Raw genomic sequence first — 21,723 nt, forward strand, 5'->3', positions numbered from 1 at the left:
CCTAATCAACACGTCTGGCTGATCGGACCTCGCTAGCGAGCATTGGAAAATCTGTATAGACACATGCCACTCGCTGCGCCAAGGTTGGCCGAGAGTCAAAGCGCTCAAAAAGCCCTGGTGCGTCCGCTCCCTGTCCGGTGTCCTCCAACGCTGCAGCAGCCCTTTCAAATCCGACCAGGTCTTCTATGAGCTCTGCGGAAAGATGGTGCCGGTCAAGCATCCATGTGCCGTCACCGCTTTGGCCGATAGGGATCAGCAACGCAATGAAGGTGGCCACCTGCCAGCCCTTGTCGCTATCGATGAGCTCCCAAAGTAATTCGGCAGCCCGGGAAGGGCCGGAGAAATCTCTCAGCGCCCAAAGACAGCGGAGAGTCCGTTCGATCTCATCTTCAGGTCCGCGGGGGTCGAGAGCATACAAATGTGCCTCAATAGCATTTGCAACATTTAACTTTGCCTCGTCGAACCATTCAGGAACAGGCTCTTTCGGCCCCGGCCGTCCAAAATCCCTGATGAGGTCAGAAGCAAATGCAAGACCCGAAGAGCTGACACTGCATTGATTTAGGAGAGCAACGGCGAGATCGGATTTAAGCTCCGCAAGGAGGTATCGTCCCAAGGTGAGTAGTTCGAACGATGGCGGACCGGATTGAATCCCTGCGCCCTCCTTCCCGATAACGTCGTATTGTCGAGAAAGCATAAGCATCAAAGGTTCAGTCGGGAGATCCTTGTGATCATGACGCATGATCTTTTGAACAACCATGCTCGCGTTGTCGGTCAGGAATTTTTCGACCTCCTGTGCCGCGTCCCCCGAGATCCCCTGTCCAAGCTGACGTAATGCTTCGGCGACCTTGCTATTTGGCAGGTCGTCCCGGGGAACGCCGACCTGCGTGTACCTGTAGAAGTAGTCCGGATGCCCTACACCGCACCGCCGTCCAATGTCGGTGCGCGCTTCGACTCCGTAAGCTGTATTATTCTTCGCGCTTCGTAAGGGTAAGAACAAGTGGGCTAACAGGTTCATAAGCTTGTCGGGATAGATGGCATTTAGACCCGCCATGTAACCGCTCCAGCGGGCCCACTTCTCCGCGTGGGTCTCCTTTCCGAGCGGATCCCAATCTGAATAATGTCCCAAGAGCTCGGCGTCGTGTTCTTCAATCAGTGAGAACACGGCAGGTTCGAATGTGCGGATGAATGTCATGGCAACAAAATCCGGAAAGTCTGCTTCACCGCTTAGCTCTGCCCATGCGGCATCTACCTGAGTAAAGAGTCGCTTTACCGCGCGTGGCTGGGCCAAATAACTCCGCATGCACTCCCACCACATCTCGGAGAGACGTTTGGACTCGGAAGGAAGCAGTTCCAACTCGTGATTGGTCTTCACCTCCGCCAAGACGAGATTGAGCAACTCCAATTGTTCACCGCCGAGCATCGTCGGAATGTCCAAGCGAAGTTGAATCATCTTTTCCAAATAGGCTCTGGCTCTCTTACTATCGTTATCCACCAGTCCGGTGCGTTTGAGCACATCGATTAGCGTGGACTCGTCGTAACAAAGCAAGTAGTACACGTTGGGAAGCCGACCCAACATGCGGACGAGCTTGAAGGTCGTCAGCAGCTCATCCGGCCCGAGACGGTCCAGATCGTCTATAAGCATGAGGACTGGACGCTGGAGGGCTTGAAGATCTTCGGCTACCTTCGCCCTAAGTTGCTCTGGGCTCGTTTCGCCAGAAACTACCTTGCCCAAAGCCTCCAGGACTCCGGAACCGTCTACGCCGGCGATTCCCCCCAGGCTCCCGATTGGGGAAATACTGGTAATCCACGACCCGATTTTCTTCCGTGTCTCCTTCTCCCTCAGCTCTTCAGGCAGCGCCGAGTTCAGCTCGGAAAAGAACCCAAGAATGGCACTGTCAAGGGAGGAGTACGACCAAGGATTGTACCGGGCGGTTTGCCATGTCCCTTCGTTTTGCAGCGTTCTCTCCACAGCATTGAGCACTGTGGACTTGCCACTGCCCCAGGGCCCAACTAGAGCAACCACGGCGCTGTTCGTGCGGTCGTGCATCAACGACAAAGAGCGGCTCAAACGCGCGACAAGGTCGCCCCGGTCCCGGGATGCATGTGTCCCGGCAAGAGGGTCATCTCCGTACAACGCAGAGGAATCGTTCATTACCTGACTCTCAAATTGGTTCGTATGCCGGCAACCACTATGGCAGACATGTGCCGGATCGTCGGGCGGCCAGACAAGAACCGCGAAACCTCTGACGTCCGTTCGTGGATGCTGGTTGTTCTAACCTGCAACGTGCAACCGGCGCAGCGCGGCCTGCGAAGAATTTTTCACCGATGGTGAGCAGGTCCGCCAGCTTTCGGTCCAGCTCTCCTAGCAGTCCTTCGTGAACCCGGTCGATGCCCTTGAACTCCTTGACACTCAGCGCATCTCCGATCCAGCGACACCGTACCTGCGCCCGTCGCTCGTGAGGGCCCTTCCCGGTACGTCCGCGGCCGCTTGAGGGCCTGCTACCTAGGACCGTAAGGATGTCCGCTATGTGTCCTAGAGTGAGTGCATGACTGACTGGGGATGGGACAAGAGTAAGCAACTCGGCGGAGGTGGCTTTGGCAAAGTCTATGAGGCGCACGGACCAACGGGCGGCCGATTAGCGGCAAAAGTTGTGCGGAAGGCCGGGGGAGCAACCCGTGAACAGCTCATCGCACAGGACGCACCAGAGTCACCCCATGTCGTCCCGATTCTGCACGTGGAGGAAACGCCTGACTCATTCGTGCTTTTCATGCCGCGTGCGGATTACTCCCTCCGAGAAAAAATTGGATCCGGCATTGCCGCCACCGAGGCTATTGCCATTTTGCTCGATATCGCGGAAGCACTGAGCGTCATCGCCCCCGTTGTCGTGCACAGAGATATCAAACCCGACAATGTTCTCCACTGGCAGGGCAAGTGGGCGCTTTGCGATTTCGGAATTGCCCGATATGCTGGCGCGGCCACAGCTACGGACACTCGCAAAGATTCATTGACGGCCCCCTATGCTGCTCCAGAGCAATGGCGGTACGAGAGGGCGACTAGTGCAACGGACATCTATGCCTTTGGAGTGATGGCTTACGAGCTCCTGAGCGGGCAGCGACCGTTCTCTGGCACGCGTGAAGAGCTGCGAGACCTACACCTGGGCACAGTACCGCCATTGCTGCCCGGAAACCGCAAACTGTCTTGGATCATCAACGAGTGTCTTCAGAAGGCACCGGAGGCCCGGCCCACTGCAGCGAATCTGCTAGTTCGACTTCGTCGAGCAGGCGAAGAAGCTGCGACGAAGGGAGCAGCATCGCTAGCGGCAGCTCAGTCGGCCGTTCTGGAGGCACGCGCAACTGAGCAAGCGCAGCGTGAAAAGGCACGGACGGAACACGAGCGGCGCGAGGCCCTGAGTGCCAGCGCCCGCCTCGGTTACTCCGCACTGGTGGAGGAACTTGTTGAATACATTACCGATGGTGCGCCGGCAACGACGGTAGACAAGCATGGCGGCGGCGTCTCGCTGTTGCTGGGTGAAGCACGCTTGCAGGTGTCTGAGCTAAGGGATAGCCCTGGACTGGACGCGCAGTTTGATGTCATTTCGTACGGCGAAGTGCGGCTGGAAGCCAATGGTATGTCGCGATCCCACTCCCTCTACTTCGCTGACTTCGACAGCCCTCGGAGCTATTCATGGTTCGAACTCGGATTCATGTCAATGATGGGCGGAGACTTCGACAACGATCCAAGAGCGGAACCACCGTTTCGGGGCTTCAGTGCTTTCGACGGGGTAGTAGGTGGGTTGCAGCTCGCTTGGGGCATTGAGTCGTTGGACATCGGAGAACTCGATGGATTCGTCGACTTCTGGGCGGACCGATTCGGGCGAGCTGCCAAGGGCCGGTTCCCTCGGCTCTCCCAGCTACCTGACGGGCGAACTAGATACCCCGCTGGTCGGAAGTAGCCAAGCGTGGGCGCGGGTGGCCGTGTCCGAGGTTTGCCGAGTGGCGGGGCGCGCTCTTCGTTTCGGCAACGGTTCATCCGGTTTCTTTAGCGACCAGGTCCACCCGATCAGTACCGGGCACCACACCCACCCTCAAGGGCACGCGACAACCGACCGATACCGGTGGACCTTTCCTCAAAGAATTTTGCGTCTCTCAATACCGATTTAACCGTTTCAGGTGCCACCGGAATTGGTTAGTCAGTAGTGTTAACAAAATTGTTGCGCAAGTAGTCTGCGAGCCCTGAGATATCCGGATAAATGGTTGAATGCTTGTAAGAAAACCGCTCTTCAAGGACCCGTCGAATATCAGCTTTGCCATTGGGGGTAATGAGGAACGTGAATGTGGGTGCAAGGTTTTTGCCATTCGTGCTGGCCTTTCGTGACGGTTTAGCAGTCTTCAAATAAATCGAAGAAGCCGCTAGGAGATCCGCCTTTTTCCAATAGGAGTTCGCAGACGCAATCTTAAAGTAAGGTGCGATTCCCGCGCTCATCATAGGGACCCCATCCATTAGGAACCCAGCATTCTGAGCAACTATTCGGTCGTCATAGGCGGGTGGCACCCAAATGCGTCGCTTCGCACCCGTGCCCCAGTCCGCACCTTGTCGGTCCTGGGATGTCGAAAGCGCGTGCCAAAAAGGGTCGCGTGTGCCGCCGGAAGCGTCTAGTCTAATCAGGTTGTCGGGGGGCGCCTCACCATCTTTCATGACTGGTGCCGTGGCTATGGCGAAGAGCCGGGCTGGCTTATCGTCGTGGGCTTCATTGTGCTCCACCGCAAACCAGGCGCCAATGTATGGATTCTTGGTTACATCAATGAGTCGCGTTGGTCCACCATGATGCTGAACACGAGCAAAAATTTCTAGGGCGGTCCGTCCATCTAGACGCCACTCATCCCTCGCTATGCGTAGAATCTCCTTCTCCGCTCTGACGAGTTGTGCCTCCTCTGGATAGGGTTGTGGGTTCGTCGGTTTCTTCTCCGGCGGTTGGACCCCGTTGACGGCCATGAGCCGCCTGAAGAGGCCACTATGCAGCCCCCAGGTCGCGTCCTGCTGGCCCCGCCAGACAAGGCTCAAGGTGGGGTTTTTCTCTATCAGACGAACTATCTTTTTATTGAGTGCGTCAAATGATTCCACCTCTTCCTCATCCCGTTCGTAGTAACTTCCTGGACTCGTCATTTCCGCCGAATAGGACGAGGGTGAATCCTCTACCTCTCTGAAGTCCTTGGCGCTACTCAGTGTGTCCCGGAAAAGTGGCTGCAAATCCGCTATTAGATTTTGTTGGTTGGCGCTCAAAGTTGCCAGAGCTGGTTTTAAAGCGAGTTGAATCTTCTCAAGGGCATCCCCTCGAATGTTTGCTGCGGCTGAGGACGACAAGAGTTCTTGTATGCGAGCGATATACGCTGGCGAAACAGATCCGCCAATCCAATCGTTTGTTTTCGCCAATTCAGAAACCGTCTCGTTGATTCGGGTCTGGATGCCGTCCAAGTCGCGCGAGCGACTAATTTTCTTACCGCTTTCTTCCATAACAAATAAATCCTTAAAGTGTTTTGTCGATGCTGTCCCGCTAATGATAGCTTTGGGTGAGTCAATCGATGGCAGCGGCGCTCCGCTGATGCTGAATAGGATGGGCCGATCGTAAAGTGCTTTGTAGATATAACACCAGAAATCTGATCTTTGCGATACATGGGCTCTAGTCACGTTTAGTAGTGATCTATGACGATGCGGTTTGCTCGGCAGTAAATAGCTCCAGCTATTTTCATGCCCAGCTCATCCTGCAACTCATCGATCACCCGATCAACTGGAAAACGCAATGACACGGGCTGTTGAGCCAACCCCGTACCCGCCCCACCTCTGGCGCCGCCCGCCCCCGCCGCCTAAACTAACGGCCACATCGAGCGCGCCGACCCGAGGAGCAGCATGCCCACGATCGCCGAAACCGTCGTCCACAACCTCGCCGCCAACGGGATCCAGCGGATCTGGGGAGTGCCGGGCGATTCCCTGAACGCGGTGACCGAGGCGATCCGCCGGGAGAAGGGCATCGAGTGGATGCTCACCCGGCACGAGGAGGAGGCGGCGTTCGCCGCGGCTGGCGAGGCGGCACTGACCGGCGATCTCGCGGTATGCGCAGGCAGCTGCGGGCCCGGCAACATGCACCTGATCAACGGACTCTACGACGCGCACCGCAGCCGGGTGCCCGTGCTCGCCATAGCCTCGCACATCCCGAGCGACGAGATCGGCAGCCAGTACTTCCAGGAAACCCGCCCCACCGAACTGTTCCGCGACTGCAGCGTCTTCTGCGAAATGGTCCTCAGCGCCGACCAGATGCCGCGGCTGCTGGAAATCGCCATGCGCACCGCCATAGAAAAGCGGGGCGTCGCCGTGCTCGTGATGGCCGGTGACACCGCGCTCGAAGACGCCGTCGACGAGCGCGTCTTCACCGTCCGCCGCACCGACCCGGTCACCGTGCCCTCCCCGGCGGAGCTGCAGGAGGCAGCCGCCACGCTGAACTCCTGCGAGAAGGTCACCATCCTGGCGGGCGCCGGCGTCGAGGGAGCACGCGAGGAGGTCCTCGCCCTCGCCGACGCACTGGGCGCGCCGATCGTGCATGCCCTCCGCGGCAAGGAATTCATCGAACACGACAACCCGTTCGACGTCGGCATGACCGGGCTCCTGGGCTTCGCGTCCGGCTACCGGGCGATGGAGGACTGCGACGCGCTGCTGATGCTCGGCACCGACTTCCCGTACCAGCAGTTCTATCCGAAGCACGCGAAGATCCTGCAGGTCGACATCCGCGGCGAGCAGCTCGGCCGCCGCGTGCCGCTCACCCAGGGCCTGGTCGGCGGGGTGCGGGAGACGGCGGAGGCGCTGCTGCCGCTGCTCGAGCGCAAGTCCAACCGCACCCACCTGGACAAGTCGCTGGACCACTACCGCCGCACCCGGAAGCAGCTCGACGACCTGGAGAAGCAGGGCCCGGGCGCCATCCACCCGCAGCACCTGGCCCACCTGATCGATGAACTCGCCGACGACGACGCGGTCTTCCTGCCCGACGTCGGCACTCCGGTCATCTGGGCGTGCCGGCACCTGCACGTCGGCGCACGACGGCGGCTGATCGGCTCCTTCTGGCACGGCACCATGGCCGCTGCCACCCCGCTGGGCCTTGGCGCCCAGGCGGTGGACCGGAACCGGCAGGTGGTAATCCTGGCCGGTGACGGCGGCCTGGCGATGATGCTCGGCGAGCTGCTCACCGCGGTGCAGCACAACCTCCCGATCAAGATCGTGGTGTTCGACAACGCCGCGCTCAGCTTCGTGGAGGTGGAGATGAAGGCTGCGGGCATCGTGAACTTCGGCACCGGGCTGCAGAACCCCGACTTCGGCAAGGTGGCGCAGGCTGTGGGGATGCACGGCGAGAGCGTCACCCGCCCGGAGGATCTCGAAGGCGCACTGCGCCGGGCGTTCGAGTACGACGGTCCCGCGCTGGTCTCCGTGGCCGTGGAGCGGCAGGAGCTGTCCATGCCGCCGAAGGTCGACGCGAAGCAGGCCACCGGGTTTGCGGTCTACGCGCTGCGCACGGTGATTGCCGGCAACGGCCGCGAGCTCATCGACCTGGCCCGGGCCAATGCCCGGCAGCTGCTCTAAGGACTGCATTGGCCGGGGCTCAAGTTGTGCAGACAGGCGAAAGAACTAAGCGCCTTTTAGTAAAACTGCGTACTCAGGCCGCTAGGGTGCCCGTTCCATCAGTCGGTTGCCGGATCTGACGAGATAGCGCTTGGTGCCCATCATTTGAAGCTCCCGACGACGCTGCATCGGGTGACGTGGATTTCCTCTGGCCGTGAGCTCATCAAAGGTGAACACCCTGACCCCGAGTTGGTTGAGCGTGTCGAGTACGTCCACCTTCGCTTGCCGTAGCGTCGGGTGCTTCAGATCGCCCCATGCGCCGAGAACTTCCGTGGCACTGTATTTCCGGAGTTGGTGCTCGATTACGGCGCAGTTTGTTTCAGAGAGTTTCGGATCATAGGAGGAGAGGTTCGAAGCATTAGTCGCCCGCTCCGGATAGAGGTTGAGCATCATCCACGCGGTGTGATTGTTGTCCGTACTCGCCCTCACGAGGCGGTTAACGGTTTTGTCTGACTGCGTCCGGTCTGCAAATGACGGATTCATGCAGATGGCGATGAAGGGCGGATTTTGTGGCGACGCACCCGCCACGCGGCCAAGTGCAAAACGATGGTTCTGTTCTTCGGGGTCCGGATCCCAGAGATCGGGTTCGTGCCTCGGGGAATAAGGAATCACGTGCATACATCCTTGCCTCGGATGGGCGCTACCGCCCCCTTGATAAGCTTCCAGCGGCGTGTGCGGTTCGGTACTAGCTCCTCCGATTTTGAGCCTTGTTCCCTAGTTCCCGACACCATCCAGCTGGACGACTTCGCTATTGATGACCTCGTCATCTTCAGCCCGGTGTCCTGGTTTGGTCAGCTCCAGGCTGGCTAGGTGTTTCTGCAGCCGCTTGGACATTGGGAGGAAAGTACTCAGGGTGAGTCCGCCGGAGAGAACCGCCCCTACGAGAGGGATAGCTTTCGCGACTCCGCTGGCGAAGAGGCTTTTGGTCATCCTCACACCAAGATTGCTCGCTACCTTTTTTACGATCGGATAGACGACCCCCTTGGTGAGGGCTCGCTGCGGTAGTTTCTTTGCCACATTGGCGGCGACCATACCGGCGACCTTTGCTACTCCACCTTGGGCCATTTGTACGCCGAACATCACACCCACAAACAGGATGAGCATGCTCTGGGTTGCCTCATCTATTTCTTCTCCATCGTCGGCGAAGAGATCAGGCCAGCTGTAGATGTAGGCGAGTTTCTGGGAGATCCGCAGCATGTGACCCAGGTACTGTGCTAGGTCGGCTGGGACAGTGCCGATCATGGCCAGACCGCCGGGAATGCCGGAGAGGGTTGAGAGGCCGGTGACCTTGCTCGTTTCATACGCGATGGATGTGTTGGCGATCTCGGTGATGACCTTGAGTGGAATACCCGCCGCCGCTGGGCTGTCGGCGATAGCCCTGTTGATCTGTTCCTCGGTGCAGTGGCGCTTGAGCGCGGTTCTCAGATAGGCGGCTCTGTTGATCCTCGCACCGGGTAGCTTCGCCGCAGCGTCCAATACTTGGGTGAAGCTCGATCCCTGGTTATCTAACTCGTGCGTCTCGGTCATTGCTTGAGGGTATCGGCAGGTTCCGGTTCGCACGTGAATTGGTGGGCCTAAATTTGCGGTGATTTCAGAACTCGGGTTACTCGCTGAAGTTGCTTTAGCGGTTAGAAGCGACCACACCGAATAGTCGGAACCAAGCACGCGAACAGAAAAGTGCGGAATGCGAAGGGGCGACCATGCTCGGAACTGTCTCTGTTCTAACGCTGGCTCTAACGCGCTGCGGAGGGGTAGTGCTGTGCTGCTGGGCGGGTGCCGTTGACGGATAGTCAGGGCACGGGTTAATGATTGCGTTGTACGGCGAAGCGCAGTGACCAGGAATCATCTGAAACCGTTCGGAGCCCTCGCTGCAGAATCTTCAATGTGGATGGGTAACCGCCACCGCAGATAGCGAAGTAGGCCCCTCACATCCTCGGGTAAACGGCCGATAGTGAAACCTGTTCACATCGCACGTTTACCGGAGGACCCTTGAAGTATTTGAAGATTGTTGTCGTTGCCGCACTCAGTGCCATGGTGGTCACTGGCTGTGGCGACACGGGCCCCGCGTCAGCGGATAAAGCGGTCATTGAGGCGTCTGCCTCCAGTGCACCAAGCGCACAGACTTCAGCCCCTAAGCAGGACGGCACAGCATCCCGCCCATTCGCTTTCGGAACACTGGCTACGTCTTCTGCCAAGAGCCGATGGGATGTGACTGTGACTGAGACGGTAACGACTGGGGGTGCGGCATTGGTCCTCGCCGAGAACCCATATAACGAGGTCAAGGACGGATGGGACTACGTGCTCGGCCGCATGACCTCGGTAGTGAATGAAAACCTTCCAGGTGAGGATGCAGGGGACCCCGTGTCTCCAACAGCATCTGTTATGCCGGTCTTCATCGGCAGCGACGGACGGATCTACGACATATGGAACGACGACAACTCGGCGGTCGTGATGGAAGAGGACTGGATCGGACAGCCCGAAATCATTGCCAAGACAGGGATTGAAACTACTGGACGCTTCGCTATCCAGGTGCCACGTGCCGCTATTTCAGGGGGTCAGTTCGCGACACGTAATCAGGTCAAGGGAACTGTTCTCTACTTCGGGGAACCCATTAAGTAGGACAGGTGAATAGAACGGCGGCCAGGGAACCGTCGGTATCCCGCCGCACGCCTCATCCCCGATTCAGCCTCACTCTACCTGCGCTTGAAGAGCACGAACTCTATTTCGTCGGCACGGACTTTGCGTGCACCGTCCAAGCGTTCCGTGGCCTGCTCTGCCCAAGAGCCGGCCACGGCGCAGTAGCGGGCGTAGGTGTCCGGGAACCATGCAGTCTTCGGAGCGCCGGGCCAGACATCGGATAGGTTGCGGGCAACCACCTGATCGAGGATGAGGTAGCGGGGTGGGGTTTCCTGGCCCTGGGCGAAGTAGAGGAACTTGGTGGAGAAAGCCGGGCCGAACCATGGAATGCGTCCCGCGCCCCGGTTCGTGGTCAGCAAACCGTAGACGTCCTGTGCAGATTCTCCGCTCCTGACCGCCTGCCAAGCTTCGACCAGCAGCTCTTCGGCTCTGTCCTGATGGGCGGCGAGGGCGTTCAGACGCTGATGCAAGCGTGGTGCTCTGCCGCCGAGACCCCAGGCGAGTGAATAGTACAGAAGCTGGAATGCATTGGACGGGGTGATCTCACGGCCGCCCAACTCGAATACATCCGCACGGGAAACCTTCTTGATGCCCGGGCCTGCCAGTACACCTTGCAGCGGCGGCAAACCGCGCGTGCTGAGAGCGCCCTGCCATCGCTCGCAGCTGACCGCTATATCGTGGCCCATGACAGCGTCCTCTCCGGGAAGAGCGACGAAGAGGTCTTCAGGCAGGGGCGCATCAACGTTGATCATGGCGTCACTCTACGGGGGTGCATCGCCGGTTTACCTGCGGCACGCACGACGGTCCCAGTGAAACCATCGCGGGCGCCATTTCGTCGGACTCGCCCGGGGGCTGGGTTCGGCACAGATACGGGGGCCCTTGCTGACTCTGCTCGGTAGCGGCTCACCTGTATGTCGTTCAGGGAGGAGGAAGCGGCTAGGCGAAGTCTGAAAAAGAAGACTCAAAGATATCTACGTCTGCATCTTAGGGGCGATACTCCTTGCCCGGATGGTCCGTAGCGTTTCGACCCGTGAACATTGAAACCTTGCTCGTCATCATTACTGCAATCCGTGCAGGTGCCTCAATAGCAGGCGCTTGTTGGGCGCTGTTCTCCATACTCGTTCTGCCCTGGCACCGGCAGCGGCGGCTTCGGGCTATCCCTAGGCGGTGCGTTGGTTCTCCATCCATGTGCGATGCCCGGTTGCGGGCTTGGCGCGGTGGCGGGACTCAGTCTGGCCCTAGGCGCCGTCGCTTCCCGTCCAGAACTGATTTACTCGGCGCGACCCACGTCAACACGTGTAAATTTTGGTGGCTACCACTGCTAAGGCGCCTCCTAGGCGTGGCGGACGCTCTTCTGCGGCTTCTGGAATTCTTCCCGGGATAATAGCCCGCAATGCGACGGAAAGTATATTTCTGCATTTTGTCGGTCGGCACCAGGTCCTGCTCCGGGTGGGTCTCCTGTCAGCACTGACCCATGCCTTCGCCGAACTGTCCGTCCCGTTGCCGGGTGCGCGGCACGATGTTCCCGCCCGACACCTCCGAGACGAGATAGGCGCCACCCCGCGATGCGCTAGTCTTCCGTCGGGAAAGTCCCACAGCGGCTGCTCGCCGGCAATCGGCTTGTACCCGACGGCGGCACTGCCGATGCTGCCCTGGAAGGGGGCGTAGGACGCCGTCGTATTGCGGCTGGTGAGCGTCAGTTCGGCGGTCACCAGGATGGCAGGTTCAGACGTTTATAGCTTCTGCCAACGTTCATGCCGCCGGGACCTATCAGCGGGCATCCCGACGCCGGGTGAGGCGCTCGGTGAGGAGCCGGTTGGCCCAGTTCGGAGATATCTGGGCCGTCGCAGCGAGGACGCGGGCCTGAATGCCGACGGCGCGGTGGACGTTCCGGGGCCACCTCCGGTTGCGGGCCTTGATGCTGCGTTCCACGGCAGCGACAGCGGCGGCAGCAACGTCGGTCTCGTTCAACCGCACGCCGAACGACTGGATGGCTCCGATACTGACGCCCTTGACCATCCCGGTGTTGACGAACAGCGGCCACAGGTCGAGCACGGCAATGCCATGTTCCGCCCATTCCAGTTCCAGCGCCTCGGTCAGCCCGCGGACCGCGAACTTCGTGGCCGAGTAGGTGGCAAGATCAGGCTGCCCGTAGATGGCCGAAGCGGATCCCAGATTGAGCAGCACCGGCCGGACGGCGTTTTTCAGGTAGGGGAACGCAGTGTGGGCGCCGTTGATGGTGCCGAGAACGTTGACGTTCACGAGTGCCCGGTGCCGTTCAAGATCGGTATCGACAAACGGCCCGGCAGCCAGCAGCCCAGCGTTGTTGACCAGCAGGTCCAAATGGTCCTCGCACACGGAGGCCAGTGCGTCGCGCCACTGCACGGGGTCGCAGACATCGAGCGGTCCGGTGACGACAGTCGTGCCGTGCGCTGCAGCGATGTCCTTGAGGTCAGCAAGGCCCTGGGTGTCGAAGTCGAAGGCACCGACCCGCCATCCGTTGCGCAGCAGAAGGGCCGCGGTGGCGTGTCCGATGCCGCGGCCGGCACCGCTGACGACGGCGACGCGGCGTGAGTGCTGCTCAGTCCCGGCCATGTCAGGCCGCCACACGGTGGGATGCGGCCTGGGCAGTTGCGGCGCGCCGCGCCCCGGCCTGACGCTCGGTGCGCAGGGCACGCATGTAATCGTCAAAATCCACCTGGATGGTGTGCCGTTTGCTGGTGACGTACCGTTTGGCGACCGCCTTCCGGTGGCGGCCGATCTCCGCGTTCATCTCCTCCGGTTCCGGCAGGGCGTAGCGGCCCTGGAGATGGTCTGCGGCGAGCTCGGACTGCCGCTCCGAGATCGGCATGATCGCCCCGAGCGGCTGGACCAGTCCGATGAAATACAGTCCGGGCACCGTGGGGTGGAACATCCGCTTGTAGAGCCTGACCTCGTTGTCTCCGCCGGGGTCAAGGAAGTCACGGCTGAAGAAGGGAAAGGAAATCTTGTACCCGGTGCAGTAGACCACCAGATCGGCCGCGACGCGGCTTCCATCGGCGAAGACCACGTCGTCGCCGTCGAACCGCTGGATGGTGGGCTTGGGGACGACGGCGCCGTGCGCCAGCCGGTCGAGCACCCGGCTGGACATGGTCGGGTGGGCCTGGGCGAACTTGTGGTCGGGCTCCTGCAGGCCGTAGCGCGACATGGGACCGGTGGCGGCGCGCATGAGCAGCCGGGCGACGGGCCAGCGGACCCAGGACGGGATCCTCTCATTCCCGGCGATCTCGTCATAGGGCTTGCCGAAGACGTACTTGGGAATGATGTGCACCCCGCGCCGGTGGGAAAGGTAAGTCTCGGCCGCGTGATAGCTGGCGTCCGTGCAGATGTCCATGGCCGAGTTGCCCATGCCGAGCACCACGACCCTCTTGCCGACGAGCTGCTGCTCGTCCTTGTAGTCGTGGGAGTGCATCTGCTCGCCGGTGAAGGTCTCCGTGCCGGGGAAGCCGGGCTCCGGCATCCGGGGGTCCCAGTGGTGGCCGTTGGCGACCATGGCCGAGCCGTAGAACCGGGTCTCCCCGCTGTCCAGTCGCACCTCGAAGCCGCCGCCGGGGAGCGGGCGTACCTGCTCCACGCCGGTGGTGAAGGTGATCTTGTCCCGGAACCCGAAGTGGTCCACGTAGGCGTCAAAGTACGCGGCGATCTGGTCGTGGCGGGCGAAGTTGGGCAGGGTCTCCGGCATCGGGAAGTCACTGAACTCCATCCGGCTGCGGGAGGTGTTGATGTGCAGGGACTTGTATGACGCCGACACGCCGTTGCTGTTGCCCCATACCCAGTTGCCGCCCACCCGGTCGGAAAGCTCGAAGCAGTCGAAGTCCAGTCCCCGTTCGTGGAGCACCTTGGCGGCCGTGATGCCGGAGGAGCCGGCGCCGATGATACACACGCGCCCGCGGTCGCTGCGGCTGAGATTGTCTGCGGAGGACGTGCTGTGGAATGTCGTCATTGGCGCTCCAGGGCTGTGAATATGACCGGTGGTCATGTGATGTGTGTCACTGTAGACTGCCCGACTGTGACGATCAACATCAACACTCCGACACGCAGCACCGGTCCCCGCGGCCTGGAGCTGCTCCACTCGCTTCCGGCACCCGGTGTGCCGGAGAAAGAGCCGCTGCTGTTCGTGCACGGGCTCGGACACGGAGCGTGGTGCTGGTCCCACTGGCTGGAGGCTGCGGCCGCTGCCGGCCATCCGGCCTACGCTGTCTCGCTGCGCGGCCACGGCACGAGCCGGGGGCCGCTGCGGACGGCACGCCTGAGCCACTACGTCGACGACGTCGTCCACACGGCAGCCAGCCTGCCCCGGCGTCCGGTGCTGGTGGGACATTCCCTGGGCGGGCTCGTGGTGCAGCTGGCGCTGGCCCGGTACGCCGCCCGGGCCGGTGTCCTGGTGGCTCCCGTACCGGCCCACCCTGCCGTGGGCTCCCTGCTGGCGATTGCCCGCCGCCACCCCGGAGACGCGGCCCGCCTGTTCCTCGGCCGGTCCTTGCCGCTGCGCCCGGAGTACCTGTTCAACCAGCTCCCCGGCCCCGAAGCCCAGCGGCTGGCCGACCGGTGCGGGCCGGAGTCGCCGCTGGCCCAGTACCAGCTGCTGATGCACCGGCCGCCGGGGCAGCCGCGCGGCGACGCACCGGTGCTGGTGCTCGCCACTCCGGATGACGCCCTCGTGCCGCTGGCCGACGTGCGCCGCACCGCATCCCGCTACGCAGCCCCCGTCCTCACCTTCCCCGGCCTGGGCCACGACCTGATGCTCGACCGCGGGTGGCACGCGCCCCTGGAGGCGATGACCGGCTGGCTCGCCCAGCTGCCGCCGCGCTGACTACCGCCGGATCGCGGGCGGCCACACCCCGTCGGGGTTATTCCGGACCGAACGCGGCCTCGAGCACCGCGACCAAACGCTCGACGGCGGTATGCCGTTCCCGCCGGGCCGTGCTGCTCAACCCCAGCACCGGATCCAGGCCCGGGCTGTGCGGGGCCAGTGCGATGTGGGGCAGCAGCACCAGCAACAGGGCGAGGAAAGCCTCGAGGTCTGCCTGCGGACGCAGGTCACCCCGTTCGGAAGCGCCGGCCAAGAGCGGCCGCAGCACGGCGGCGTAGTGCTCATTGGCGACCTGGCGGACCGCCATCCGCGCGGACCGCTCCGGTTCCACGTTGACCGCCACGGTCATGGCGAGCTCCAGGGGGTGGGAATGGAAGTACTCCTCCCACAGCACCACCAGCTCGCGCAGCGGAACGAAGAACCCGCGGCTCCAGTCGAGGGACCGGATCACCACCTCCATGTCCGCCCGGATGCGGACGCTGGCGCGCTCGGACAGGTATGCGTACAGGTCCGATTTGTCGCGGAAGTACTGGAACAGGCTGCCCTTGGCGACACCCGCTTCGCGGGCGATGACGTTCAGGCTGCCCCCGGAGAAGCCGTGCCGGGAAAACTCATCCTCTGCCGCGCTGATCACCGCGTTGCGCCGGGCCTCCGGCAGCCGCTCCCACGTCGTCGTCGGCATCCAATGTCCTCCCGCTTGCGCTCACCGTCAGCCCCAGTCTCCCAGAGTCCTTGCCCGGCCCGGACGCGGACGCGGGAGGCAGGGCCTTGGCCCCGCACCGTGGCACACCGCCCTAGAGTGATCGAATGACCATTGAACTGCGTGCGATGCCGGCCGACAGACTCCCCGCATGGCTGGAGGAAACCCGCCGGAGCTACGAGCAATCACGCATTGAGTCAGGCGAATCCGCTGAAGTGGCGGCCCGAAAAGCGCGGGCCGGGATGGCGGCTCGTTCCCGGACGGAAAGATCGCGCCCGGGCACACCTGGTGTACGACGTCGTCGCTCGCGATGACAACGGACAGTCCACAATCGTCGGGTACCTCTGGATTTCGCAAACACAAGACAGCGCAGACGCGTGGTGGGTGTCGGATATCGAGATTCATGATGGCCATCGGGGCAAGGGCTACGGCCGTGCCGCAATGCAGCTGGCGGAGGGTGCCGCGGCCGAACAGGGCGCTGTGACGCTGGGCCTCAACTTGTTCGGCTACAACACCGTGGCCCGTGACCTGTATGAGTCCCTGGGGTATGAGACCGTCTCCACGCAGATGCGGAAGCCGGTAGGGAAATGATCGATCAAAAACCGCGACGGCCGGACGTGACGGCGGTGGAGCTGGTCGGGAAAGCACGGCGGCTGCCGTGGTGTTCCTGCCGCAGTGTTCCTGCCGCCCGCCGTTCCGGCGTCCCGCCGTCGTCGTTCCCTGTTCCCTAGGACTGAGGGGACTTCACCGCAATCACCGGCGCATTGGCCTCGAGCAGGATCTGCTGCGCCGCGCTGCCGAGCAGGAACTTGCCCACCTTGCTGCGGTGCCGCACCCCGATCACTACGGCCGAGGCGCCGACCTCTTCGGCGGCGTTGAGGAAATCTCCCACGGCATCGCGGTCACGGGCATCCGGCAGCCGGTAGGTGACCGGAACGCCCTGGAGCTCAGTGCCCTCGGGATCAAGCTGCGTGCCCTCGAGATTGAAAACCACCAGGTCCTCCTGACGGCGTCGGGCTTCTTCGAGCGAGGCGGCTAGTGCAGCTTCGCCCTCGGGGGTGCTGGTGCGGGCAACAATGACGGTCATGAATACTCCGGGGTAGGAGGGGTAAAACAGGACGACGGTTCACCTTTGGGAGCGAATTTGTCCTTCAGGTTCTCCACGCCAAGTAGAAAAAAGCAAAACCTCGGCAATTTATTAAGCGGGGCGAGCAGACCGACTCCCTCAATATGACGCAGATCACTTAGGGTCATTAGGTGGTCGGCTCAACGCTGAGTACCGGCCGGCTTTTAGTCTCTACCACCCCCACTAAGGACAGTTGATTTCGTGAGCTCATCACCAGATCGAGCCGGGTCCGGCGCACGTCGCAAGCATCCGGTCTTTATGGCCGTCTATGGCATCGTGGCTGCTGCCACGATCGGCCTGGCCACCTTCGTTTCCATCCAGTCCGCTTCCGGCGGATCGGACATTCGTGCCAATCTCACCCTGATTGCCCCCGCGGGTGCCGGCGGAGGCTGGGACATGTTCATGCGCGAGCAGCAGCAGGCCATGCGCGCCAACGGCCTGGTGAACAACACCCAGGTAGTGAACATCCCCGGGGCTGCGGGCACCATCGGCCTCGGCCAGCTCTCCACCATGTCCGGGCAGGCCAACAACCTGATGGTCACCGGCGCCGGCCTGGTCGCCGGCGTCGCGCAGCTGGACTCCGCGGTCACGCACGACGACGTGCGGCCCATCGCGCGCGTGGTGGAGGAGTACGACGTCGTGGTGGTTCCGGCCAGCTCCCCATACAAGACCCTCGATGACCTGGTGCAGGCATGGAAGGCCGACCCGGCGGCGATCGCCTGGACCGGCGGCGGCACCTTTGACCAGCTGGTCATGACCGAACTCGCGCTAGCTGCCGGCGTGGACCCCTCCGACACCACGTACATTCCCAAATCCGGCGGCGGCGAGGCAGCCCAGGCACTCATCACGGATACCGCCAAGGCCGCCACATCCGGGTACAAGGACGTGGAGGACCAGATTGACTCCGGACGCCTGCGCGCACTCGGGCTTGCCGCCCCGCAGCGGCTGGACGGCGTCGACATCCCCACCCTGACCGAGCAGGGCTACGAGGTGGACCTGGCCAACTGGCGGGCCATCCTCGCTCCTCCGGGCATCACGGATGAGGAATTCACGGAGCTTCGGACCCTGATCGAGGAAACCATCGCGACCCCTGAATGGAAGGACGCCGTGGAGCGCAACAAATGGGTCGATGTGTACCTGTCCGGAGACGAGTTCGATGAATTCATGATCTCCGAGCAGCAGCGCATCGGCGAACTCGTGAAGGAGATCGGCTGATGAGTACTCCAGTGTCCCCGTCCGCCGGCATGGCGGAACCGCAGCGGCCCGAAACAAGCACGTCAGAGACGACGCCGGCCGGCCGGACCTCATGGTGGGACGGCCGCAGCGGGCTGCTCCTGTCCCTGCTCATGGTGCTCTTCAGCACCTATCTGCTGGTCGGCATCCTGACGATGGACGTGGGGGAGGGCGTGGACTTCCCCGGTCCGCGGTTCTTCCCCGGCATCCTGATGGTTGCCGGGTACGTCCTGGCCGTGCTGCTGGCGCTGCACTACGTGCGCTCGCCGGAACATCCCACCGAGACCTCCGCACGGACCTACCGAACCTTCACGGACTGGTCCGCAGTCCTCTGGTCGGCCGGAGGCTTCCTGCTGTTCGCCCTGACCCTGGAAACACTGGGCTGGATTATCGGCGCCGCCCTGCTGTTTTGGTTCGTGGCCAAGGGTTTCGGCAGCCGCCGCCCGCTGTTCGACGTCTCATTCGCCCTGCTGATCAGCAGCGCAATCTACCTGGCATTCTCGGTCGGCCTGGGACTGAACCTTCCCTCCGGCATTCTTGGAGGCGGTTTCTAACATGGATTCACTCAACCTCTTGGCGGAAGGCTTCTCTTCCGCACTGACCCCGATGAACCTGCTGTGGGTGCTTGTCGGCTGCCTGCTGGGCACTGCCGTCGGCGTCCTGCCCGGCCTCGGTTCCTCGATGGCCGTGGCCCTGCTGCTGCCCATCACCTTTGCCCTCGACCCGACGGCCGCGTTCATCATGTTCGCCGGCGTGTACTTCGGCGGCATGTTTGGCGACTCCACCATGGCCATCCTCATGAACACCCCGGGGCAGGCTTCGGCCATCGCCTCCACGTTCGAGGGGCACAAAATGGCCAAGGACGGCAGGGCCCCGCAGGCGCTGGCCACCGCGGCCATCGGCGCCTTCATCGGCGGCATGATCGCCTCCGTCCTCGTCGTCTTCCTGGCTCCGGCACTCGCGGATTTCTCAGCGAACTTCGGCCCCGCCGAGTTCTTTGCACTGGCCCTGTTCGCGTTCGTCGCCACCTCCTCGGTGGTCTCGGACTCCGTAGTGAAGGGCCTCGCGGCACTGGTGATCGGTCTTGGCATCGCCACGGTGGGCATCGATCCGTTCTCGGGTGCGGAACGCTTCAGCTTCGGTGCGCCCCAGATGTTTGACGGCATTTCCTTGATTACCGTCACCGTAGCCATCCTGGCGCTGGGCGAGGTATTCCATATCGCCTCCAGGATCCGCCGCGATCCGACCGGCAAGCGCATCAGCTCCGCCGGCCGGCCCTTCCTCTCCCGCGCCGAGCTGAAGGAGGCAGCACCGGCATGGGCCCGCGGCACCGCCATCGGCCTGCCCTTCGGCGTTATCCCGGCCGGCGGGTCCGAGATTCCGACCTTCATTTCCTACGACGTGGAGCGGCGCATTGACCGCCGCCGCAAGGAGCCGAAGTTCGGCAAGGGCGCCATCCGCGGCCTGGCCGCTCCGGAGGCTGCGGGCAACGCCACCACGGGCACCGCGATGGGAGCCCTGCTGGCGCTGGGCCTGCCGGTCTCGGCGACAGCGGCGATCATGCTCGCCGCGTTCCAGCAGTACGGGCTGCAGCCGGGCCCGCTGCTCTTTGACCGCTCGCCGGACCTGGTGTGGGCGCTGCTGGCCAGCTTCTTCATTGCAATGATCGTGCTGCTCATCATCAACCTGCCCTTCGCCGGGCTGTGGGCCAAGCTGCTCCTCATCCCGGCCCCGTACCTGTACGCCGGGATTACGGTCTTCTGCGGTCTGGGTGTCTACGCCACGTCCGGGGCGGTGTTCGATCTGCTGATGCTGCTCGGCCTCGGCCTGGTCGGCTTCCTCATGCGCCGTCACGGGATGCCGCTGGCTCCGCTGATGATCGGTGTGGTGCTGGGTCCGCTGGCGGAAACGAGCATGCGGGACGCGCTGCTCTCCTCCAACGGTGATTACTCCGTGTTTGTCACCGGACCCATCCCGCTGGTGCTCTACGCACTGCTCCTCGTTGTGCTGGCGTTGACGCTGCGGTCCAAGATCATGAACCGAACCCGGCAGGACGTGTAACTCCTTCGCTGCGGAACTGCGGAACAAACCGTGAGGGGCCCTGCCGATTGGCAGGGCCCCTCATGCGTTTGTGCGGTGCAATATGTTGGTGCCGTGCAATAGCAGTGCAGCGGAGGATCAGAACAGCGGCCAGGGTACCGCCGGCATGCCGCCGGTCGGAGCCGGAAACATCCCGGCTGAACGCAGCCGGGTGCAGCGGGCGGCGAACGCCGCAATCTCGTCGGCGGTGAGCAGCGTTGCCAGCTGCAGGCCGAGCTCGTCGTCCAGTCCCGAGAGAATCCGGTCAATGCCGGCGAGTTCCTCGGCGCTGAGCGCCTCCCCGATCCAGCCCCACAGCACGGTGCGCAGCTTGTGCTCCTGATGGAAGGTCAGCCCGTGGTCCACCCCGTAGCGGTGCCCGCCGGGCATCGCCAGAACGTGGTCGCCCTTGCGGTCGGCATTGTTGACCAGGACGTCGAACACCGCCATCCGCCGCAGCACCGCCGTGTCCTCATGGATGAGCGAGACAATCCGGCCGGTGTCGTCCTGTCCCTGCAGGACCTCTTTCCACCCGGTGTCCGGCACGTCCTCCTCCGGGACCAGATCGACGGCGTTTTGCTCCGGGTCGGTCTCCTGCCAGAGCTGGGCCATGCCCTCGCCGAACTGCCCGTCCCGCAGCCAGGTGCGCGGCACGATGTTCCAGCCCAGCGCTTCGGAGACCAGATAGGCCGCCACTTCGCGGTGGGCCAGGCATCCGTCGGGAAAGTCCCAGAGCGGTTGCTCGCCGGCAATCGGTTTGTAGACCACCGCGGCGTCGCCGATGCTGCCCAGGAAGGTGGCATTGGACGCCGTCGTGAGCCGGCCGGTGAGTGTCAGCTCGCCGGTGCCCAGGTCCGGAGCCGGCATCAGGGCTCGGGGAATTCGCAGATGTGCCCGTCGGGGTCCATCGGCTGGCCGCAGATCACGCAGAGCGGACGCCCGGCGCCCACCACTTCGCGGGTGCGCTTGGCGAAGGCCCGGGCGGTGCCGACCGGCATCCGCACCCGCAGCACCTCCTCGGCGTCGTCGGCCTCGTCGTCGTCATCCTCGAGGAGGCCGTCGTCGTCCTCATCCACCTCGCCGAGCGGGTACGCCTCGATGACCACCTGCGCCGTCGTCGGGTCCCAGCCCAGGCTCATCACACCGGCGCGGAACTGTTCCTCCACCGGATCGAGATCGTCATTGTCCACCAGTTCCAGCGGAGTGCTCGCGGGAACGTGGAAGGGGTTGCCGTCGACGGTCATCAGCTGGTCGAGGATCTCATCGATCTTCTCGGCAAGCTGGGCGGACTGCAGTTTTTCCAGGGCAATACTGACCATCTGCTTCCCGGTGCGAACCTGCAGATAGAAGGTGCGCTGGCCCGGGACGCCGACGGTGCCGATGACAACGCGGTCCGGCCAGTCGAAATCGTGAACGGTTGTAGGCATGGAACT

At 62.6% G+C, this 21,723-nt stretch carries 19 protein-coding genes and 1 pseudogene; 8 read left to right on the forward strand and 12 right to left on the reverse strand.

Going from position 1 to position 21,723, the window contains the following annotated elements:
* Position 1: 1 nt before the first annotated feature.
* Positions 2–2,152 carry a KAP family P-loop NTPase fold protein gene (locus tag AC5RTS_RS08250; protein WP_493991586.1) on the reverse strand — a complete coding sequence of 717 codons (2,151 nt, stop codon included), beginning with the start codon at positions 2,150–2,152 and terminating at the stop codon, positions 2–4.
* A 394-nt stretch (positions 2,153–2,546) separates the two neighbouring features.
* Here AC5RTS_RS08250 and AC5RTS_RS08255 point away from each other — a divergent pair, with 394 nt between their 5' ends.
* Positions 2,547–3,953, forward strand: coding sequence for a serine/threonine-protein kinase (locus AC5RTS_RS08255; RefSeq protein ID WP_493991587.1), 1,407 nt, complete (start codon positions 2,547–2,549; stop codon positions 3,951–3,953).
* Between the two features lie 233 nt (positions 3,954–4,186).
* Here AC5RTS_RS08255 and AC5RTS_RS08260 read toward each other — a convergent pair whose 3' ends face one another.
* Positions 4,187–5,686 carry an FRG domain-containing protein gene (locus AC5RTS_RS08260; protein WP_493991588.1) on the reverse strand — a complete coding sequence of 500 codons (1,500 nt, stop codon included), beginning with the start codon at positions 5,684–5,686 and terminating at the stop codon, positions 4,187–4,189.
* Positions 5,687–5,905: 219 nt separating this feature from the next.
* Here AC5RTS_RS08260 and poxB point away from each other — a divergent pair, with 219 nt between their 5' ends.
* Entirely contained in the window at positions 5,906–7,624 is a 1,719-nt protein-coding gene (gene poxB, locus AC5RTS_RS08265; RefSeq protein ID WP_493991589.1) for a ubiquinone-dependent pyruvate dehydrogenase, read from the forward strand.
* A gap of 81 nt (positions 7,625–7,705) precedes the next feature.
* On the opposite strand, the gene AC5RTS_RS08270 is transcribed toward poxB, so the two are convergent.
* Complete coding sequence (locus AC5RTS_RS08270; RefSeq protein WP_493991590.1) at positions 7,706–8,281, reverse strand: DUF1643 domain-containing protein; 576 nt, start codon at positions 8,279–8,281, stop codon at positions 7,706–7,708.
* Positions 8,282–8,377: 96 nt separating this feature from the next.
* Positions 8,378–9,190 (reverse strand): hypothetical protein, encoded by an 813-nt coding sequence (locus tag AC5RTS_RS08275; RefSeq protein WP_493991591.1) that lies wholly within the window; start codon positions 9,188–9,190, stop codon positions 8,378–8,380.
* 687 nt (positions 9,191–9,877) lie between these two features.
* Here AC5RTS_RS08275 and AC5RTS_RS08280 point away from each other — a divergent pair.
* Positions 9,878–10,282 (forward strand): hypothetical protein, encoded by a 405-nt coding sequence (locus AC5RTS_RS08280; protein WP_493991592.1) that lies wholly within the window; start codon positions 9,878–9,880, stop codon positions 10,280–10,282.
* Positions 10,283–10,356: 74 nt separating this feature from the next.
* Here the strand turns inward: AC5RTS_RS08280 and AC5RTS_RS08285 are convergent, their stop codons facing one another.
* From AC5RTS_RS08285 to AC5RTS_RS08300, 4 genes and pseudogenes are all read right to left on the reverse strand, one after another.
* A complete protein-coding gene (locus tag AC5RTS_RS08285; RefSeq protein ID WP_493991593.1) occupies positions 10,357–11,052 on the reverse strand; it encodes an 8-oxoguanine DNA glycosylase OGG fold protein in 696 nt (231 codons plus the stop codon).
* Positions 11,053–11,767: 715 nt separating this feature from the next.
* Positions 11,768–12,018: pseudogene (locus AC5RTS_RS08290) on the reverse strand (protein kinase family protein); the annotation flags it as partial.
* Between the two features lie 52 nt (positions 12,019–12,070).
* Complete coding sequence (locus AC5RTS_RS08295; protein ID WP_493991594.1) at positions 12,071–12,895, reverse strand: SDR family oxidoreductase; 825 nt, start codon at positions 12,893–12,895, stop codon at positions 12,071–12,073.
* A gap of 1 nt (position 12,896) precedes the next feature.
* Positions 12,897–14,282 (reverse strand): flavin-containing monooxygenase, encoded by a 1,386-nt coding sequence (locus AC5RTS_RS08300; RefSeq protein ID WP_493991595.1) that lies wholly within the window; start codon positions 14,280–14,282, stop codon positions 12,897–12,899.
* Positions 14,283–14,348: 66 nt separating this feature from the next.
* On the opposite strand from AC5RTS_RS08300, the gene AC5RTS_RS08305 reads away from it, so the two are divergent.
* Positions 14,349–15,152, forward strand: coding sequence for an alpha/beta hydrolase (locus AC5RTS_RS08305; RefSeq protein ID WP_493991596.1), 804 nt, complete (start codon positions 14,349–14,351; stop codon positions 15,150–15,152).
* 37 nt (positions 15,153–15,189) lie between these two features.
* Here AC5RTS_RS08305 and AC5RTS_RS08310 read toward each other — a convergent pair whose 3' ends face one another.
* Positions 15,190–15,834, reverse strand: a complete 645-nt coding sequence (locus AC5RTS_RS08310; RefSeq protein ID WP_493991597.1) for a TetR/AcrR family transcriptional regulator — start codon at positions 15,832–15,834, stop codon at positions 15,190–15,192.
* A 210-nt stretch (positions 15,835–16,044) separates the two neighbouring features.
* On the opposite strand from AC5RTS_RS08310, the gene AC5RTS_RS08315 reads away from it, so the two are divergent.
* Positions 16,045–16,443 carry a GNAT family N-acetyltransferase gene (locus tag AC5RTS_RS08315; RefSeq protein ID WP_493991598.1) on the forward strand — a complete coding sequence of 133 codons (399 nt, stop codon included), beginning with the start codon at positions 16,045–16,047 and terminating at the stop codon, positions 16,441–16,443.
* 136 nt (positions 16,444–16,579) lie between these two features.
* On the opposite strand, the gene AC5RTS_RS08320 is transcribed toward AC5RTS_RS08315, so the two are convergent.
* Positions 16,580–16,939 (reverse strand): universal stress protein, encoded by a 360-nt coding sequence (locus AC5RTS_RS08320; protein ID WP_493991599.1) that lies wholly within the window; start codon positions 16,937–16,939, stop codon positions 16,580–16,582.
* A 297-nt stretch (positions 16,940–17,236) separates the two neighbouring features.
* Here AC5RTS_RS08320 and AC5RTS_RS08325 point away from each other — a divergent pair, with 297 nt between their 5' ends.
* Genes AC5RTS_RS08325 through AC5RTS_RS08335 form a run of 3 tightly spaced genes read left to right on the forward strand, consistent with a single transcriptional unit; the run spans position 17,237 to position 20,272 of the window.
* A complete protein-coding gene (locus AC5RTS_RS08325) occupies positions 17,237–18,193 on the forward strand; it encodes a tripartite tricarboxylate transporter substrate binding protein (RefSeq protein WP_493991805.1) in 957 nt (318 codons plus the stop codon).
* The gene (locus AC5RTS_RS08330) at positions 18,193–18,765 is read left to right on the forward strand and encodes a tripartite tricarboxylate transporter TctB family protein (RefSeq protein ID WP_493991600.1); all 573 of its coding nucleotides are present in this window, start codon (positions 18,193–18,195) and stop codon (positions 18,763–18,765) included. Before AC5RTS_RS08325 ends, AC5RTS_RS08330 begins: the two co-directional genes overlap by 1 nt.
* Before the next feature lies 1 nt (position 18,766).
* On the forward strand, positions 18,767–20,272 hold the full coding sequence (locus AC5RTS_RS08335) for a tripartite tricarboxylate transporter permease (RefSeq protein ID WP_493991601.1): 1,506 nt from the start codon (positions 18,767–18,769) through the stop codon (positions 20,270–20,272).
* A gap of 117 nt (positions 20,273–20,389) precedes the next feature.
* On the opposite strand, the gene AC5RTS_RS08340 is transcribed toward AC5RTS_RS08335, so the two are convergent.
* A complete protein-coding gene (locus tag AC5RTS_RS08340; RefSeq protein WP_493991602.1) occupies positions 20,390–21,157 on the reverse strand; it encodes an SCO1664 family protein in 768 nt (255 codons plus the stop codon).
* The gene (locus tag AC5RTS_RS08345; protein ID WP_493991603.1) at positions 21,157–21,717 is read right to left on the reverse strand and encodes a DUF3090 domain-containing protein; all 561 of its coding nucleotides are present in this window, start codon (positions 21,715–21,717) and stop codon (positions 21,157–21,159) included. Before AC5RTS_RS08345 ends, AC5RTS_RS08340 begins: the two co-directional genes overlap by 1 nt.
* Positions 21,718–21,723 lie beyond the last annotated feature (6 nt).

The organism is Arthrobacter sp. MDT1-49-2 (genome assembly GCF_059090185.1).